This is a genomic window from Sphingomonas pituitosa NBRC 102491 (assembly GCF_001598435.1).
Classification (GTDB): domain Bacteria; phylum Pseudomonadota; class Alphaproteobacteria; order Sphingomonadales; family Sphingomonadaceae; genus Sphingomonas; species Sphingomonas pituitosa.
Genome location: NZ_BCYY01000001.1, coordinates 410897 through 428269, shown reverse-complemented (window position 1 = coordinate 428269; position 17373 = coordinate 410897). Strand labels below are relative to the sequence as shown.

Below are 17373 nucleotides of genomic sequence, written 5' to 3'. Positions count from 1 at the left end.
CTCAGCGCACTCCGCGCCCGAAAGTGTAGCTGAGCGCCAGGCCGCCGGAGAACTGGTTCTTCGAACCCAGCCGCTGGGTCACCGGGGAGCGGGCAGCGTCGCCGGTCAGCCGCTCATAGCCGAGATAGCCGTAGAGGCCCCAGCGCGCCGTCAGCTGGCGGGTGCCGGTGGCGGCAAGGCCCGCGCTGTGCACGACATTGTCGCCGACCTTATAGACCGGAATCCCCGCCGCGGTCGCGTCGCGCTGCGTGACCTCGAAATACGCGCGACGATATTTCGCGTCCGACAGGTTCACGCGCGGGCCGATGGCGAGCAGCCAGCGATCGCCATCGCGCTGCACATAGTCGAGCGCCAGCATGGCGACGCCGCCCTTGTGCCCGCTCACGCCCTGGCGGAGTTCGCCATAGGCGCGGATCTGCGGGGCCAGATAATAGCTGGCGAAGATCCCCGGCTCGACCGAGAAGCCGACCTTGCTGAGATCGGCGCCGACACGCTGCCGGGTACGCGCGCTCTGCAGCCCGACCGCGATTCCGGCCTCGAAGCCGCCGCGATCGTAGAGCGAGATGTTCGGGCTTTCGTCGGCCGCTTCATATTTGAACTGCGCATCGCCGCGCGCCGTGGCGAAGTCGAGTAGCGGCCGCACGGCATTGTGGTCGGCGCCCGGGTAGCTCGGCACGACCTGCGCGCCGATGGCGATGCGATACCGCCGCGGCGCGTTCTCGCCCTCGGATTGGGCGTGCGCCGGCGCGGCGAACACCAGCAGAGCGGCCGCGCATAGGATGGATCGCTGCATCATCTGTCTCCCTGTCAGGGCCGGACTGCCATGCAGGGCTTGATAGCGCCACAGGCTTTTTGGGCTTCGGCCTGCGATGCGAAGGGTCCCACCAGCAGGCGGGTGATCTGGCCGGACTTGGGGTAGAAGGGCTGGCGCCCTGGAAAGCGCGCGCGGATCTGGCCCCAGAGCCGTTCGGCGTTGCCCGGGGTCGCGAAGGCGCCGAGCTGCACGCGCCAGTTGCCGATTGCGCGCGGTACGGGGCCCGCGGCCTTGGGCGCGGTCGAAGCTGCCGGTTGGGGCGTTCGCGCACCGGCGGGGGCAGGAGGCGCCTTCGACGCGCTTGCCGGCGCAGGAGCGGCCGGGCCATGCCGGGCGGAAGCGCTAGCAGGAACAGGCTTCGCCGCCATGCGGGCGTCGTTTTCATACCGTTGCGCGAGGCTGCGCCCGGCCTGGCGATCGGCGGCCGAAATAAACTGGTCCATCTGGGCGATGGTGCGCGTGGCAGCCTCCAGCCCCCCGGCCGAGGCGCGCAGCATCAGCGCATAGGCGCGGACCCAGTTCTTCGCGATACCGTCACCGTTGAACAGCATCACCCCCAGCAGATATTGCGCGCGCGGCTCTCCTTGGCCGACGGCACGCTCGAGCCACGGCACCGCGGCCTCGCGCTTGCCATTCTCGAACAGCATCATGCCGTAATTCGCCTCGCCCAGGTCATGGCCCTGGAGCGCGGCGAGCCGGTACCATTTCTCTGCTTCCACCATATCGACGGGCACGCCGCGGCCCAGCTTGTAGATTTGTCCGATATTGTACTGCGCGTCCGCATCGCCCTTTTCCGCCGCGGATCGCCAGGCGCGCATCGCGCCGGCATAGTCGCCGCGGTCATAGGCCTCCACGCCGGCCTTCACGGCGGCGTCCTGCGCACGGGCGGCGGCTGGAACGCCCAGACCAGCAAGAAGAAGCAATGCGGCAGCCATGCGCATGACGTAATAATCCCCTGTTCGTTCGCCCTTTTGTACGGCGCTCCGTGGCTTAGCCGCTTAGCGTCCCCCCGTTAACTCGATCTTATCCGCGCTTGTGCCAAGCATTGCGCGAGTTTCCGTCGATTTCGAGAGGGTGGATGCGCGTTCTGGCGCTGGCTTCGCAAAAGGGTGGATCGGGCAAGACGACCTTGTCCGGCCATCTGGCGGTGCAGGCGCAGCGCAGCGGCGCCGGCCCGGTCGCGATGATCGATCTCGATCCGCAAGGCTCGCTGACCGACTGGTGGAACGAGCGCGAGGCCGAGCTTCCTGCCCTTGCCCAGACGACGATCGCGCGTCTGGCCGCCGACATCGAGGTGCTGCGCCAGCAGGGCTTCCGGCTGGTCGTGATCGACACGCCGCCGGCGATCACGCCGGCGATCTTCACCGTCATCCAGGTCGCCGAACTGATCGTCATCCCCACGCGGCCAAGCCCGCACGACCTTCGCGCGGTGGGGGCCACGGTGGAGCTGTGCGAGCGGGCGCACAAGCCGCTCCTTTTCGTCGTCAACGCCGCCACGCCGAACGCGCGGATCACCGCCGAGGCCGCGCTGGCGCTCTCCCAGCACGGCACGGTCGCGCCGATGATGCTGCACCACCGCACCGATTTCGCCGGATCGATGATCGACGGGCGGACGGTCATGGAGGTGGACGCCGGCAGCAAGTCCGCCGCCGAGGTGGAGGGCCTCTGGGCCTATGTGTCGGACCGGCTCGAAAAGAATTTCCGACGCACCGTGTTCGCGGCGCCTGCAGCTGCTGCGACCTTCGCGGCAGCGCGACCGGTGGGCGGCTTCGGTCGCCGGGTGGTGCCGTGAAGCCGGCCGACGACCTTCCCAGGCCCGTCGCCGCGCTGAGCGGAGGGCTGCTCGCCCGCAAGGGGATCGCACGCAGGCCGGTGCTCGCCCTTGTCGAGGACGACGCTGCTGCGCCGTCCGATGCGCTGGCGGAGCGGCTCGTCCGCACCGCACGTGCGACGAAGGGCAGGGCGGCATTCACCCTGCGGCTGGATGCGGAGCGCCGGCTGCGGCTGCGGCTGGCCGCCGCGGTTACGGGACGCTCGGCCCAGCAGTTGGTGACCGACGCGATCGACATGATGCTGGATGACATGGCCGAGCTCGAACCGCTCGTGCGCCGAATCGCCGCGATCGAAGGACGAAGCCAGATATGAAGTCGCGTAGTTTGCTTTCGATCGGCGCCGTGCTGCTCGCGCTCGGCAGTGCGGGCGCCACCGGGATGGCGGTGCACGGGGCCGCTTTCGCCACGGCGGCGCCGAACGCGCAGAAGGCCGCGCGTGAAGCCCGTTCGGCGCAGAAGGCACTTGCCGCACGAAAGGCGGCGGCGGCCGTTGCCCATGCCGAGCAGGCGGTGGCGAACGACCCCCAGCGCGGCGACTATCGCGCGTTGCTGGGCCAGGCCTATCTGCTTGCCGGCCGCTTCGCCTCGGCGTCCGAGGCGCTTCGCGATGCGCTGGTGCTCAACCCGGAGGATGGCCGCGCGGCACTGAGCCTTGCGCTTGCCAGTATCGGAACCGGCGATTGGGGCGGCGCGCGCAATCTGCTTCAGGCCCATGCGGCGCGCATCCCGGCCACCGACCTGGGTCTCGCTACTGCGCTGGCGGGGAACCCGAATGCCGCTGTCGAGATCCTGGCCCCGGCCGTGCGTGCGCCCGATGCGACCGCGCGTACCCGGCAGAATTTCGCATTGGCGCTGGCGCTCTCCGGCCGCTGGGGCGAAGCGAAAGCCGTGGCGGCGATGGATGTCGCACCGGACCAGCTCAATGCCCGCATGCTGCAATGGGCGAACTTCGCGCGACCAGCCAATGCCTATGACCAGGTGGCCGCGCTGCTCGGCGTCCAGGCGGTGCAGGACGGTGGCCAGCCCGTTGCGCTTGCATTGGCGCGGCAGCCCAACCTTGCGGCCCTGACGCCTGCGCCTGCGCCGGCACCGCTGGCTGCGCCGGAGCCGCAACCCGAGCCCCAGGTCGAGCCCGCAATCATGCCGGCGCAGGATGCGGCGCCGACGCCCGTCTTTAGTCCCGCACCGGTCCGGGTGGCCGCTGCCAGGCCTGCGAAGCCGTTGCCGCCGAAGCCGGCGCCGGTACGCGTCGTAGCGGGACCCTATGTCGTCCAGCTGGGCGCCTTTGCCAACGCCGGCGCCGCGCGCGATGCATGGCAGAAGCTGAGCGGCCGCGTTGCCGCGCTTGGCCGCCACAAGCCGCAGGGTGCGACGGTGCCGAGCGCAGCCACCAGCCTCTACCGGCTGTCGGTCGGCGGGTTTGCCCGCCCGGATGCCGATTCGCTGTGCCGGGCGGTGAAGACCGGCGGCGGCAGCTGCTTCGTGCGCATGGCGGCGGGCGACGCGGTGGCGAGCTGGTATAAGCCCGCCTCCCGCATCGGCGTCGCCGCGCGCTGATCGCTCAGACCAGCGCGCCGCCCTTGTAGAGCTGCAGTACCCGGCCCTGGGTGGGCAGGCGATCGAACGGCGTGTTGCCGGCGCGCGCGTTCATCTTGCGCGCATCGATCACCCAGGGCGTTTCCGGATCGAGGACGATCAGGTCCGCCGGCAGGCCGGGCTTGAGCGCGCCGCTCTTCAGCCCCAGGATCTTCGCCGGGTTGGCCGCCAGCAGCGCGAACAGCCGGTCCAGGCTGAGCTTGCCGTCGCGCACCAGCGTGAGCGACAGGGCCAGCAGCGTCTCGGCACCCGCCATGCCGGGTTCTGCATCGGCGAAGGGCAGGCGTTTGGCCTCCGGGCCGCGCGGATCATGGCCGGAGGCGATCACGTCCACCGTGCCATCCGCCACCGCCGCCAGCGCCGCCTGGCGATCGCTCTCGTCGCGCAAGGGGGGCGACAGGCGGGCGAAGGTGCGGAAGTCGCTGATCGCGATGTCCGACAGCAGCAGGTGCGCGGGGGTGATGCCGCAGGTGACCTGCACGCCGCGGCGCTTGGCGGCGCGGATCAGGTCGAAGCCTGCCGCCGTCGTCACCTGGCGGAAGTGGAGCTTGGCGCCGGTTTCCTCGGCGAGCATCAGGTCGCGGGCGATGGCGAGCGGCTCGGCGATCGCCGGCGCGCTCGGCAGGCCCAGCCGCGCGGCTGTCTCGCCGGCGGTAGCGACGGTGCCGTCGGCCAGCCCGCCATCTTCGGCATGGGTGACGACGGTGAGGTTGAGGTCGCGCGCATAGAGCAGCGTCTTGCGCATCGTGCCGGCGTTGGCGATCCAGCGGCGGCCGGTGGCGATGGCGCGCGCGCCGGCCGAGGCGTTGATCGCGATCTCCGCGAGATCCTCGCCCTTGAGACCCTGCGTCGCGGCGGCGAGCGGGTGGACCCAGAGCTGCGGCTTGCCCGAGACGGCGGCACGGCGGACGATGCCGGGATCGTCGAGTACCGGCGACTGATCGGGCATCAGGCCGACGCGGGCGATGCCGCCAAAGCGGCAGGCACCCTTGTCGACCGCGAACACGCCGAGATCGATCAGCGCGGGGGCAAGTATCTTGCCGGTGACATCGACGATCTCGGCATCGGCAGGCGCATCTACCTGGCCGACGGCGGCGATGGTGTCGCCCTGGACCAGCAGGTCGCCCTCGGACAGGCCCCCCTCGGGACATACCAGCCTGGCGTTGCGGAAGAGGATGCTGCTCATGCCCAGCCCTCCACGCCGCGCGATCGTCGGGTCAGCACGTCGAGGCAGGCCATGCGGACCGCCACGCCCATCTCCACCTGTTCGGTGATCGCGCTGCGCTCGGGATGGTCGGCGACGATCGAATCGATCTCGACGCCGCGGTTCATCGGGCCCGGGTGCATCACCAGCGCATCGGGCTTGGCCCTAGCGAGGCGTTCGGGGGTGAGGCCGTAGCGCATGTGGAACTCGCGAGTCGAAGGGATGTAGCCGCCGTCCATGCGCTCGTTCTGGACGCGGAGCATCATCACCACGTCGGCGCCTTCGAGCGCGGCGTCGAAATCGGTGAAGGGGGTGACGAACATCCGGTCCATCGCAGGCGGCATCAGCGTCGAGGGGGCGACGACGCGGACCTCGGCGGCCAGCGCGGTGAGCGCGAGGATGTTCGAGCGGGCGACGCGGCTGTGGAGGATGTCGCCACAAATCACCACGCGTTGACCTGCCACGTTCCCACGACGTCTCCGGATGGTGAGCGCGTCGAGCAGCGCCTGGGTGGGGTGTTCGTGCCAGCCGTCGCCGGCGTTGAGCACCGGGCAATCGACCTTGTCGGCGATCAGCCGCACCGCGCCGGAACTGGCGTGGCGGATCACGATCACGTCCGCGCGCATCGCGTTGAGCGTGACGGCGGTGTCGATCAGCGTCTCGCCCTTCTTCACGCTGCTCTGCGCGGCGTGCATGTTGACGACGTCGGCGCCCAGCCGCTTGCCGGCGATCTCGAACGACAGCAGCGTGCGCGTCGAATTCTCGAAAAAGGCATTGATCTGGGTGAGGCCTTCCAGGCGCTTGTCGCTCTTGGCGCGGCTGCGATTGGCGTCGACCCATTGTTCCGCTTCGTCGAGCAGGAACATGATCTCGTGCGGCTGGAGTCCCGAAATGCCGGTGAGGTGCCGGTGCGGGAAAACGGCGCTGCCCTGTATCTGGGCACCGGGGCGATGATCGGAGGTGTGCATTAAAGCCGCCGCCTAGAGCGGGGGCGGCCCCAAGGCAAGGCTGCGACTCCGCTCCGCGCGCGTCAAGCGGCCTTCTTGTCGAACAGCGAGAGCAGGATCCTGGGCTGATCGTTCGCGATGGAGAGCGCCTTGGCGGCGAGCTGCTGCTTGATCTGCGCCGACTGGAGCTTGGCCGATTCGACGCCGAGATCGGCATCGACGATGTTGCCCACCGCAATGTCGAGCACGTCGCCGAGCTTGGTGTTGAACAGACTGGCGATGCCGAAGGCGCGGGCCTTGCTGCCGAAATGGCTGAGCGCTTCGTTCACGCGGCCCTTCGCGCCGTCCACCGCCCCCATCGCGCCGGTAAGGGCGCCGAGCCAGTCGACCGCGCCAAGGCCCAGCCCCTTGGAGGAGAGGTCGCGAGAGCCGATGCTGATCTTCTCGCCGTTCGTGCCCGTCATCACGGTATAGCTGAACGGCACCGCGCCGTTCGCCTGGCTAGTGGTCGAGCTGGTCGAGCTGCTGGCGATCGGCGCGCCGGTGTCGTTGAGCGCGATCCCGGTCACTGCCCAGGCGGTCCCGGCATCGGCGCCGCCCGGATTGAAGCGGAAGCTGAGGTCGCCCTTGTTCGGATCATAGTCGAAGCTGACGATGTTCTCGCCGCGCACCGCCTTGCCGGCGGATACCGCGCCGCCGCCGGCGGCATAGGCCTGGCCGGTGGCGGCAATCCGCGCGCCGTTCTGCCACACCTCCATCACGTCGCCGCCGCCGAACGCATTGAACGCGACATCCATGCGGCCGGCCTGGGTGCCGCCGGATACGGTGTAGCTGGCGCTGGCATTTTCCGGCGGGGTGCCCAGCGTCTTCGCGGCCAGCTCGGGATCGCCCGAGCTCGGCAGCGGATCGCCGGTGGTGATCGTCTCCACCACACTGCCGGTGCCGCTGGGCGTGAGCGTGGAGCCCGGCGGGAGGGCTGCCATCGTCGGCAGGGCCGGGGGGGCGTACCGGGACGGCGACAGGGTCGTCGTCGTCCTTGTCGTGGTAACGGTCGCCGGTCGCCCGGTTAGCAGGTTGATGCCGTTGAAATTGCTGTTCTTGGCAATGGTGTCGATCTGGTCGACCAGCGCCTTGAGGTCGCTTGAGAGCGCAGTTTTCGAACCGGCGTCATTGCCGCTCAGGCTTAGCGCCTTCTCGCGGATGCTGTTGAGAATGTTGCTGATCTGCTCGGCACCCATATTGGCGACGTCGAGCGCGAACCCTGCGCGTGCCATGCTGGAGCCGATTGCGCGGCGCACATCGGCATCGCTGCGCAGCTGCTGCGCGGTCACGTAATCGGCGCTGTCGTCCTTGGTGCCGTTAACGCGCTTGCCGGTCGCCACCCGCTCCTGGTGCACCTGCACGTCGGCGGTGGCGGCGTTCAGCGCACGTACCGCATCCGCTGCGCCGGTGTTGGTCAAAATCGACAGCATCTTCCGATTCCCCCTGCTGATCGCGCATCGTAGCTGAACCAGGGTAAACGGATCGTGTAGCAAGGCAGGTTGAAGTAAGAAAAAGTCAGGCGTTTACGAGACCATCGATAGCGCCTTGAAGAATATAGGCGGCCGCCATCTTGTCGATCAGCTCGGCGCGCTTGGCGCGGCTGGCATCCTGTTCGATCAGCGTACGCTCCACCGCGACGGTCGACCAGCGTTCGTCCCACATCAGGATCGGGAGCCCCAAGTCCTCGCAGTTCCGGGCGAAGGCGCGCGTCGACTGGGTGCGCGGGCTGTCGGTGCCGTCCAGGTTGAGCGGCAGGCCGATCACCATGCCGCGCACATGCTGGGCGGCGATCAGCTCAACCATCCGCGCCTTGTCCTTGCTGAACTTGGTGCGGCGGATCAGTTCGGCGGGGCTGGCGAAGCTCCAGCCGGCATCGCAGAGCGCGGTGCCGATCGTCTTGGTGCCGACATCGAGGCCGATCAGGCGCCCGCCCTCCGGCAGGACGGCGCGAAAGTCGCTGGGAACGGTAGTAATCACGCGCGGGCTATACCCGCGTCCTCCGCCGGGCGCGAGGGTCAGATGGGCAATTCGGTGGTGGACTTGATCTCGGACAGCGCCACGATCGAATTAATTTCCTGCACACCGGGCAATTTGCTCAGCTTGTCGAAGAAGAAACGTTCATAGGCGTCGATGTCCTCGGCGACGATCCGCAGCATGAAATCCATGGTACCCATCAACACATAGGCGTCGAGCACCTCGGGGAAGCCGCGGATGGCGGCGCTGAATTCGTCGAGATTGGCGCGGCCATGCGCGTTCAGCTTAACCTGGGCGAAGACATGGGCGTTCAACCCCACCTTGCGCCGATCGATCAGCGCCACGCGCTTGCGGATCACGCCCTCGCGCTCCAACCGGTCCACCCGGCGCCAGCAGGGCGAGGGTGACAGGCCGATCCGTTCCGCCAGTTCCGCAGTCGTCAGGCTGGCGTCGCGCTGCAGCTCGTGGAGAATTTTGCGCTCATACGGATCCAGGGTGGTCATATTTTGCGCATCTATCGTCATTCTCGAAAAGATTCACCCAGAATTGCATCCACGCCGCGTCATTGAGGCAAGCATCACCCGTGCCGCCCTGTCAGATTGATCGCCATCGAAATCAGGGAGTGAGCGAGATGGTGCTGCAAGTGGAGGGCAATAGCCTGGTCGACGAAGTGGTGATGCTGAAGGACAGCGCGTCCGGGCTGGACGGCGTGGTTGCGATCCACTCCACGGTGCTCGGGCCGGGGGCAGGCGGGTGCCGCTTGTGGCACTATGCCGATGGCGAGGCTGCCTTTGCCGACGCCGTGCGGCTGGCCGAGGGCATGAGCTACAAGAACGCGATGGCCGGGCTGCCGCTGGGCGGCGCCAAGGCCGTGCTGCGGCGGCCGCACGGCGATTTCGACCGGGCCGCGCTGTTCCGCGCCTTCGGTCGGGCGGTCGCGCGGCTGGACGGGCGCTATGTGACTGCCGAGGATGTCGGCACCAGCGTCGCCGACATGGAAGTGGTGGCGGGCGAGACGCGCCATGTCGCCGGTCTGACGCAGCGGGCCGGGCGGCCGGGCGGGGACCCGTCGCCGCATACCGCACTCGGCGTTTTCGTGGCGATGGAGCATGCCGCCCGTCGCCGGCTCGGGCGGTCGCTCGGCGAATGCACCGTCGCCATCCAGGGCGTCGGCCATGTCGGCGAGGCACTGGCCCATCTGCTGCACGGCGCGGGCGCGCGGCTGATCGTCGCCGACGTCGATTCGGCGCGGGTGGCGCGGGTGGCGGTGGAGACCGGCGCGGAAGTCGCGTCGACGGCGCGCATCCTGTCGGCACAGGCGGACATCTTCGCACCCTGCGCGCTGGGCGGCGTGCTGAACGCGGAAACGGTGGAAGTGCTGCGCGCCCCGCTGGTCTGCGGTGCGGCGAACAACCAGCTGGCGACTCCGGCGGACGGCGAGCGGCTGGCCCGGCGCGGCGTCCTCTATGCCCCGGACTATGTCGTGAACGCCGGCGGGATCATCAACGTCGCCGGCGAGTATCTCGGCTGGGCATCGGAGGAGGTGGCGTTCCGGGTCGAGTCGACCGGCGAACGTCTCGCCGCCGTGCTCGACCATGCCGAAGCAAAGGGCATGCCGCCGCATGTCGCCGCCGACAGCCTGGCGCGGGCCGCGATCGCTACGGGCCGCGTGCGTGCCCGGGTTCCCGCCTGAGGCTCAGCCGGGCCGCTGCTCGAACGTCGCGAGGCGGCGCCCCGCATCCGCACGGACATTGGCCCAGAACAGGCTGTAGTCGAACACGTGATAGTTGTTCCCCGGCAGCACATACTGGCCAAAGTCCGGCGGGGCGGTACCGATCGTGAGAATGCCGCGCCCGGTGCAGCGCGCAGGGACTCGGCGGGGCTCGAGATGCGCGGACTGCAAGTTCGCGTCCGGGATCAGCGCGCCGAGATTGGCGCTCGCCGGCGCCGAATCGTTCGGCTTGCCGGTGATCGGGTTGGTGCACAGCATCTTCGTGCCTGCGCGCGGCTGCCCGGTAAAGCCGGTGGTCGCATCGAACGTGTCGAGGATCAGGGCCGGGTCGGCAGGCTCGGCGAAGCTCTGCCAGGACAGGATACAGCCCGCCTGATCCGGCCCCGTGCAGGCGGGAAGACCCATCTTCGGCAGGTCCGCGCTGAGCGAGACCGGCCAGCCGACGACATAGGCGGCGACCACGCGCTTCGCGACCGGCGTGCCCGCGATTCGCTCCGCAAGCAGACGGGCAAGGTGCAGCGCGCCCTGGCTGTGCCCGGCGAGGAGGATTGGCCGGTCGCCGGCTTCGTGCAGGAACGCCTCGAACGCCGCGGCCACATCGCGATAGGCGAGATCGAGTGCTTTCTGCGCCTGCGCCTTGCTGGTCAGGAACGCGCCGAACGTCGCCTGGCGATAGCGCGGCGCCCAGATCGCGGCGCTTGCATTGAACGCGCTGGCCTGGCCGCGCAGGAACAGCTCGGCGCGGGCGTTGGCGTCGGGGTTGTTCAGCGGCGCGTTCCACTGCTTGGTGTCGAGGAACGACGTCGGGTGGATGAAGAACAGCGCGGCGCGCGGGGCGGCGGCAGCCGTCTGGCCTGCCGGCGTCCACAAGGCCGGGTTACCCGGCTTGTCCGGCCGCGCGATCCACATTTCCGCCCTGGCATAATCACGCGGGGTGGCGGGCGGGAGATCCGAGGCATCGCCGGTGGGCACCATGAACTGGCGCATCAGCTGGATGCCGTAGAGGCGATAGGCGAACAGGGATGCAACGCCGAGCATGATCAGGATCGCAACCGCATAAAGAAACTTCCGGGCCAATCGGCCTCTCCATTGTGCAATGCAGCGTAAACGGGCGGCGACGCAATCGCGTCCCGCCAGTGTCGCGTGCGAAGGATGCGACCGCAAGTGCCGAAGCGTGATCGGGGCGCTTGAAGGGGCGCGGCTCGGCTGATAGGCGCAAGTCATGTCCGTAGACACCGCAACCGTGAAGAAAGTGGCGAACCTGGCGCGTATCGCGATCAGTGACGCCGACGCCGAGCGCCTCGCGCCCGAACTCAACAACATCCTGGGCTGGATCGAGCAGCTCGGCGAAGTCGACACCAAGGATGTCGCGCCGATGACCGCCGTGATGCCCAACACGCTGCGCCTCCGGGCGGACGTGATCACGGATGGCCAGCAGCGCGACGCGGTGCTGGCGAACGCGCCGCAGGGCGACCACGGCTTCTTTACGGTTCCGAAGGTGGTGGAATGAGCACGCTGACCGATCTGGGCGTCGCCGCCATCCGCAACGGCGTGCGCGACGGCGAGTTTTCCGCGCGCGAGGTCGCCGAGGCGTTCAACACCGCCGTGGCCGGCGCCGACGCGCTCAACGCCTTTATCGTCAAGACTCCCGAGCACGCGCTCGCTGCCGCCGACGCCGCCGACAAGGCGCGCGCCGCGGGCGAGACGCTCAAGCCGCTGGCCGGCGTGCCGATCGGCATGAAGGACCTGTTCGCCACCAAGGGCGTGCAGACCACCGCCGCCAGCCACATCCTCGAAGGCTTCACGCCGGTCTATGAATCGACCGTCTCGCACAAGCTGTGGGAAGCCGGCGCCGGCATGCTCGGCAAGCTCAACCTCGACCAGTTCGCGATGGGCTCGTCGAACGAGACCAGCTATTTCGGCAACGTGATCTCGCCGTGGCGGCGGGGCGAGGGCGACACCACGCCGCTCGCGCCCGGCGGCTCCTCGGGCGGCAGCTCGGCGGCGATCGCCGCGCGGCTGTGCCCGGCGGCGACCGGCACCGACACCGGCGGCTCGATCCGCCAGCCGGCGGCGTTCACCGGCATTTCGGGCATCAAGCCGACCTATGGCCGCTGCTCGCGCTGGGGCGTGGTGGCGTTCGCCTCCTCGCTCGATCAGGCGGGGCCGATGGCGCGCGACGTGCGCGACTGCGCGATCCTGCTCGAGGCGATGACCGGGTTCGATCCGAAGGATTCGACATCGCTCGACATGCCCGTACCGCAGTGGGAGGCGGGTCTCTCCGCCGATCTGCGCGGCAAGCGCGTCGGCATCCCGGCCGAATACCGGATGGACGGCACGCCGGCCGAGATCGAGGCGCTGTGGCAGCAGGGCATCGACTGGCTGAAGGACGCGGGCGCCGAGATCGTCGAGGTCAGCCTGCCGCACACCAAATATGCGCTACCGGCCTATTACATCATCGCGCCGGCCGAGGCTTCGTCGAACCTCGCCCGTTATGACGGCGTGCGCTACGGCCTGCGCGAACTGGCCGAGGGCCAGAACCTGCAGGACATGTACGCCGCCACCCGCGCCGCCGGCTTCGGCGACGAGGTGAAGCGCCGCATCCTCATCGGCACCTATGTGCTCTCGGCAGGCTTCTACGACGCCTATTACACCCAGGCGCAGAAGGTGCGCACGCTGATCGCGCGCGACTTCGACAATGCCTGGAGCCAGTGCGACCTGCTGCTCACCCCGACCGCGCCGAGCGCGGCGTTCGGGCTGGGCGAGAAGGTCGATCCGCTGGCGATGTACCTCAACGACGTGTTCACCGTGCCGGCGAGCCTGGCCGGGGTGCCGGCGATGAGCGTGCCGGGCGGGCTCGACGCCTCGGGTCTGCCGCTGGGTCTGCAGATCATCGGCAAGCCGTTCGACGAGCAGGGCGTGCTCAACGCCGGCCTGGCGATCGAGCAGCGCGCGGGCTTCACCGCGCGTCCCAAGGCCTGGTGGTAAGAAACAGGGAGGGCGGGGCGACGGCGCAGCCGTCGCCCCGCCTTTTTTTGCGTCAGCCGACCGTGACGGTCTCGGCGGGCGCCGGCCGCAGCTTGCGGTACAGCTTGTACGCCATGTCCATGCCCAGGAAGAGCAGCGGCAGCATCACGATATAGCGATAGCGCGGCACCGGCTGGGTGACGATGTACGGCAGCACTGGCACCACCGCCATCGCCGCCAGGTAGATCAGTCGCGTGCGCCAGGTGAACAGGGCGGCGAACGCGCCAACGAGGCCGAGCGCGGTGAACGTCCAGAGCAGTGCCTGGCGGACGGGGACGCTGCGCTCGACCTTCTCGGTGTAAATTGCCCACTGCCAGCGGGGCGGGAAATAATATTGGAAGGCGTGCTTGACGCAGAGACGCGCGAAGTCGCCGGGATGCGCGCGGATCCAAGCCTTTGCCGCATCGCCCATCGCGTTGGCATAGACGAGCTCGCCGCCCATTGCCTGCATCCGGTCGAACGCCGCCTGGCTTTCGAGCGGGTGGATGGTGCGCAGGCGGCTCGTGAAGATCTCGCGATCCTGAGAGCCCAGCGCCGCCGGATGGTTGCCGATCGCCAGTTCGAGGCCGAAATTGCCGCGCAGCGGTAGAAAGCGACCGAACACTTCATAGTTTCGGATCGTCCACGGCGCGAGTACCGCGACGAGCAGCGCGGCGAGCAGTGCACCATGGGCGATCCAGCTCCGCAGCGGCGCCTTGCGCAGCAGCAGCAGCCCGATCATCGCATATCCCGCCAGGCCCAGCGCCGGATTGATGAAGAACAGCAACGCGCCCGTGAGACCGAGGAAGAAGGTGCTACGGTACGTCAGCTGGCCTCCGGCATCGGCGCGCAGCGTGAGCAGCAACACGACGGTACCGAGCAGCATCGCCAGCCCGCCCTCCCAGATACGGAAGACGGTGGTTTCCAGATCGGGATAAATCGGGATCAACGCGAAGATGGCTAATCCGGCCAGGCGCGGCGGCCGCGGAATGCCGGATAACGCGGCCGCGCGGTAGAAGAGCGCAGCGGTGCCGATGGCAATGCTGATCGCGATGAGGGCGAGGATCCATTCGGACGGCGCGCTGCGGACGCCGAACAGCCGATAGATGGTGCCGGCGAACATCGGCAATATGGGGTTGATATGCGTCGTGAGACCACTGCCGCGCGCGAACACGTCGGCGATGGTGCCGTCGCGTGCCCAGGACAGGGCTGCGTTCGGCGCTTCGCCCATCGCATATTGCACACCCTTCGTCAGCGGCCTCAAGAGGCGGATGAAGAATCCGAGCGCCAAGATCGCCGCCGGCAGGAAGCGGGCGTAGCGGTGTTCCGACAATGCCTTGAGATTCACGACGTCATCCCCCTTGTAGATCCCCTTCGTTCAGACGGTGCGCGCTTGTCGGCGAAGTCCGTCGCCCGCGGCGCTTAACGTCGAAACCCGCCGCCGCGACCCGCTCCGGTTTGTGATCGGCGCGGCGCGGCGGGGAAGATCCGATCCGTCAGGCGCGCGGCGCCGGCACGCCGAGATAGGCGAGCCGCCGGATTTCGCGCCGGCCGCGCACCACGGTGTCGAGGATCAGGCCGGTGAAGATGTTCAGCAGGCCGACGATCGATAGGCCGGTGACGAGCACGGCGGTTGGGAAGCGCGGCACGAGGCCGGTCTGCGCGTAGGTGATCGCCAGCGGGATCGCCAGGATGATCGCGAGCAGCAGCGCGATGCCGCCGAGAATGCCGAAAAACAGCACCGGGCGCTCGATGCGGAACAGGTTCACGATCGTCCGCAGGATGCGCCAGCCATCGCGGTAGGTGGAGAGCTTGGAGGTCGAACCCTCCGGACGCGCGGCATAGTTGGTTACGATCTCGGATACCGGCATGCGCAGTTCGAGCGCATGGATGCTGATCTCGGTCTCGATCTCGAAGCCCGCCGACAGCACCGGGAAGCTCTTAACGAAGCGGCGCGAAAAGACGCGATAGCCCGACAGGATGTCGGTGAAGCTGCGGCCGAACAGCTGGGCCAGCATGCCGGTCAGCATCGCGTTCCCGAAGCGGTGGCCGCGGCGATAGGCGAGTTCGATCTCCGATTTGCGCGCGCCGACGACCATGTCGAGCTGCTCGTCGATCAGGCGATCGACCAGCTCCGGTGCGGCGTCGGCGTCATAGGTCAGGTCGCCGTCGGAGAGGACATACACGTCCGCCTCTACATCGGCGAACATGCGGCGGACGACGTTGCCCTTGCCTTGCATTCGCTCCGAGCGGACGATGGCACCTGCCTCGGCCGCAACTTCGCAAGTCCGGTCGCGGCTGTTGTTGTCGTACACATAGACAGTTGCTTCCGGAAGCGCCGCCTTGAAGGCTGCGACAGTCCTGCCGATAGCGACTTCTTCATTGTAACAAGGAAGCAGCACGGCGATTTTCAGCCCGGCGAAGCGCCCGGTGCCTGTGGTGTCTTGCGGCGACATGATGCTACCCCCCAATATTCGCGTGCAAAGGTCCAATGTTGCCCGGTTGGGTAGTGGATTGGGCATCGTTGTGCAATGCGGAACGGACGGCGCCTCGGCCCAGATCGACGCGGATTCAAGGCGCCGCGGGAGCGCGACGGGGTCGCGGCATGGCGGTTTCAATTGCCCGCTGGACCTGAACGCCGTGACGCGCGATAGGCAGGGCCACGCATATTCCCATTACCTTGTGAAGAGCACATGGCGACCAAGACTGCATCGAGCTACCGAATCCAGGGCGACACCGGCGAATGGGAGGTCGTGATCGGCCTCGAGGTCCATGCGCAGATCACGTCGCAGGCCAAGCTGTTCTCCGGCGCGGCGACGGCGTTCGGGGCCGAGCCGAACAGCCAGGTGAGCCTGGTCGACGCGGCGATGCCGGGCATGCTGCCGGTGCTGAACGGCGAATGCATCCGCCAGGCGGTGCGCAGCGGCATGGCGATCGGTGCGGTGATCAACAAATGGTCGCGGTTCGATCGCAAGAACTATTTCTATGCCGACAACCCCCAGGGCTACCAGATCAGCCAGCTCTACCATCCGCTGGTGGGCGAGGGGCAGATCACGATCAGCCTCGACGAGAAGGATCCCGAGGCCGAGGTGAAGGCGATCGGCGTCGAGCGCATCCATGTCGAGCAGGATGCCGGCAAGCTGATGCACGACCAGCATCCGACGCGCTCCTATGTCGATCTCAACCGCGCCGGCGTGGCGCTGATGGAGATCGTGTCCAAGCCCGACATGGCCTCGCCGGCGGAAGCCGGGGCGTATCTGGCCAAGCTGCGCTCGATCCTGCGCTATGTCGGCAGCTGCGACGGCAACATGGACCAGGGGTCGATGCGCGCCGACGTCAACGTCAGCGTCCGCAAGCCCGGCGATCCGCTGGGCACGCGCACCGAGACCAAGAACGTCAACTCGGTTCGCTTCGTGATGCAGGCGATCGAATATGAGGCGCGGCGCCAGGTCGAGGTGCTGGAGAGCGGCGGCCGCATCGTCCAGGAAACCCGCCTGTTCGATCCGGACAAGGGCGAGACCCGGTCGATGCGCTCGAAGGAAGATGCGCAGGACTATCGCTATTTTCCCGATCCCGACCTGCTGCCGCTGGAGCTGGACGACGCCTTCCTCGAGGAATGCCGCCAGAGCCTGCCCGAGCTGCCGGACGCCAAGCGTCTGCGCTACGAACAGTCGCTGGGCCTGTCCGCCTATAACGCCGCGGTGCTGACCGCCGAGGCGGAGACGGCGCGCTGGTTCGAGGCGCTGCTCGCCGAAAGCGCGCGGATCCAGAAGAAGGGCGAGCAGGAAGTCGCGCGCGCCGCGGCCAACTGGCTGCTCTCGGACCTGTACGGGGCGCTCAACCGCCTGGGCAAGGGCATCGACGAGAGCCCGGTCAGCCCCGAGGCGGGCGCCGAGCTGCTCGCGCTGGTCGCCGACGGGACGATCTCCAACACGCTGGGCAAGCAGGTGTTCGAGATCATGCTCGAGACCGGCGATGCGCCGGGCAAGATCGTCGAAGAGCGGGGCATGAAGCAGACCAGCGACACCGGCGCGATCGAGGCGGTGATCGCCGATATCCTGGCCAAGAACCCGAACCAGCTCGAGCAGTATCGCGCCGGCAAGGAGGCGCTGTTCGGCTTCTTCGTTGGCCAGACGATGAAGGCGATGGCTGGCAAGGCCAACCCGGCGGTCGTCAACGAGCTGCTGAAGAAGGCGTTGAGCTGAGAGAAGGGGTTCCCGGCGGCG

General features: G+C 68.2%; 17 protein-coding genes. 7 read left to right on the top strand and 10 right to left on the bottom strand.

The features are described from left to right. Nucleotide 1: 1 nt before the first annotated feature. Complete coding sequence (locus SPI01S_RS01935) at nt 2-793, bottom strand: MipA/OmpV family protein (protein WP_169804439.1); 792 nt, start codon at nt 791-793, stop codon at nt 2-4. Between the two features lie 14 nt (nt 794-807). Beyond that, the gene (locus SPI01S_RS01930) at nt 808-1737 is read right to left on the bottom strand and encodes an SPOR domain-containing protein (RefSeq protein ID WP_306305013.1); all 930 of its coding nucleotides are present in this window, start codon (nt 1735-1737) and stop codon (nt 808-810) included. Nucleotides 1738-1892: 155 nt separating this feature from the next. Here SPI01S_RS01930 and SPI01S_RS01925 point away from each other — a divergent pair, with 155 nt between their 5' ends. The 3 genes from SPI01S_RS01925 to SPI01S_RS01915 are packed head-to-tail and all read left to right on the top strand — an operon-like array spanning nt 1893 to nt 4203. Further along, nucleotides 1893-2606 carry an AAA family ATPase gene (locus tag SPI01S_RS01925; protein WP_066717230.1) on the top strand — a complete coding sequence of 238 codons (714 nt, stop codon included), beginning with the start codon at nt 1893-1895 and terminating at the stop codon, nt 2604-2606. Continuing rightward, nucleotides 2603-2959, top strand: a complete 357-nt coding sequence (locus SPI01S_RS01920; RefSeq protein ID WP_066717227.1) for a hypothetical protein — start codon at nt 2603-2605, stop codon at nt 2957-2959. The genes SPI01S_RS01925 and SPI01S_RS01920 overlap by 4 nt, the downstream gene beginning before the upstream one ends. Further along, nucleotides 2956-4203: an SPOR domain-containing protein gene (locus SPI01S_RS01915; RefSeq protein WP_084253208.1), complete on the top strand. Its 1248-nt coding sequence runs from the start codon at nt 2956-2958 to the stop codon at nt 4201-4203. The genes SPI01S_RS01920 and SPI01S_RS01915 overlap by 4 nt, the downstream gene beginning before the upstream one ends. Before the next feature lie 4 nt (nt 4204-4207). Here SPI01S_RS01915 and SPI01S_RS01910 read toward each other — a convergent pair whose 3' ends face one another. From SPI01S_RS01910 to SPI01S_RS01890, 5 genes are all read right to left on the bottom strand, one after another. After that, nucleotides 4208-5428: a dihydroorotase gene (locus SPI01S_RS01910; protein WP_066717220.1), complete on the bottom strand. Its 1221-nt coding sequence runs from the start codon at nt 5426-5428 to the stop codon at nt 4208-4210. After that, nucleotides 5425-6414 carry an aspartate carbamoyltransferase catalytic subunit gene (locus SPI01S_RS01905; RefSeq protein ID WP_066717217.1) on the bottom strand — a complete coding sequence of 330 codons (990 nt, stop codon included), beginning with the start codon at nt 6412-6414 and terminating at the stop codon, nt 5425-5427. Before SPI01S_RS01905 ends, SPI01S_RS01910 begins: the two co-directional genes overlap by 4 nt. A 62-nt stretch (nt 6415-6476) precedes the next feature. Continuing rightward, the gene (locus tag SPI01S_RS23205; protein ID WP_066717214.1) at nt 6477-7865 is read right to left on the bottom strand and encodes a flagellin N-terminal helical domain-containing protein; all 1389 of its coding nucleotides are present in this window, start codon (nt 7863-7865) and stop codon (nt 6477-6479) included. An 85-nt stretch (nt 7866-7950) separates the two neighbouring features. Next, a complete protein-coding gene (ruvX, locus tag SPI01S_RS01895; RefSeq protein WP_066717211.1) occupies nt 7951-8412 on the bottom strand; it encodes a Holliday junction resolvase RuvX in 462 nt (153 codons plus the stop codon). 38 nt (nt 8413-8450) lie between these two features. Further along, nucleotides 8451-8912: an Lrp/AsnC family transcriptional regulator gene (locus tag SPI01S_RS01890; protein WP_066717208.1), complete on the bottom strand. Its 462-nt coding sequence runs from the start codon at nt 8910-8912 to the stop codon at nt 8451-8453. Between the two features lie 128 nt (nt 8913-9040). Between SPI01S_RS01890 and SPI01S_RS01885 the strand changes: the two genes are divergently transcribed. Continuing rightward, nucleotides 9041-10102, top strand: a complete 1062-nt coding sequence (locus tag SPI01S_RS01885; protein ID WP_066717205.1) for a Glu/Leu/Phe/Val family dehydrogenase — start codon at nt 9041-9043, stop codon at nt 10100-10102. Between the two features lie 3 nt (nt 10103-10105). Here SPI01S_RS01885 and SPI01S_RS01880 read toward each other — a convergent pair whose 3' ends face one another. Then, nucleotides 10106-11218: a DUF3089 domain-containing protein gene (locus SPI01S_RS01880; RefSeq protein WP_066717202.1), complete on the bottom strand. Its 1113-nt coding sequence runs from the start codon at nt 11216-11218 to the stop codon at nt 10106-10108. A gap of 145 nt (nt 11219-11363) precedes the next feature. Here SPI01S_RS01880 and gatC point away from each other — a divergent pair, with 145 nt between their 5' ends. Together gatC and gatA are read left to right on the top strand one after the other, a co-directional pair. Then, the gene (gene gatC / locus SPI01S_RS01875) at nt 11364-11651 is read left to right on the top strand and encodes an Asp-tRNA(Asn)/Glu-tRNA(Gln) amidotransferase subunit GatC (RefSeq protein ID WP_066717199.1); all 288 of its coding nucleotides are present in this window, start codon (nt 11364-11366) and stop codon (nt 11649-11651) included. Further along, nucleotides 11648-13129, top strand: coding sequence for an Asp-tRNA(Asn)/Glu-tRNA(Gln) amidotransferase subunit GatA (gatA, locus tag SPI01S_RS01870; protein ID WP_066717196.1), 1482 nt, complete (start codon nt 11648-11650; stop codon nt 13127-13129). Before gatC ends, gatA begins: the two co-directional genes overlap by 4 nt. Before the next feature lie 52 nt (nt 13130-13181). On the opposite strand, the gene SPI01S_RS01865 is transcribed toward gatA, so the two are convergent. Together SPI01S_RS01865 and SPI01S_RS01860 are read right to left on the bottom strand one after the other, a co-directional pair. Then, the gene (locus tag SPI01S_RS01865) at nt 13182-14495 is read right to left on the bottom strand and encodes a hypothetical protein (RefSeq protein WP_066717193.1); all 1314 of its coding nucleotides are present in this window, start codon (nt 14493-14495) and stop codon (nt 13182-13184) included. A 148-nt stretch (nt 14496-14643) separates the two neighbouring features. Continuing rightward, nucleotides 14644-15603 (bottom strand): glycosyltransferase family 2 protein, encoded by a 960-nt coding sequence (locus tag SPI01S_RS01860; protein WP_066717191.1) that lies wholly within the window; start codon nt 15601-15603, stop codon nt 14644-14646. A gap of 237 nt (nt 15604-15840) precedes the next feature. On the opposite strand from SPI01S_RS01860, the gene gatB reads away from it, so the two are divergent. After that, complete coding sequence (gene gatB, locus SPI01S_RS01855; RefSeq protein ID WP_066717185.1) at nt 15841-17352, top strand: Asp-tRNA(Asn)/Glu-tRNA(Gln) amidotransferase subunit GatB; 1512 nt, start codon at nt 15841-15843, stop codon at nt 17350-17352. The last annotated feature ends 21 nt before the right edge of the window (nt 17353-17373 follow it).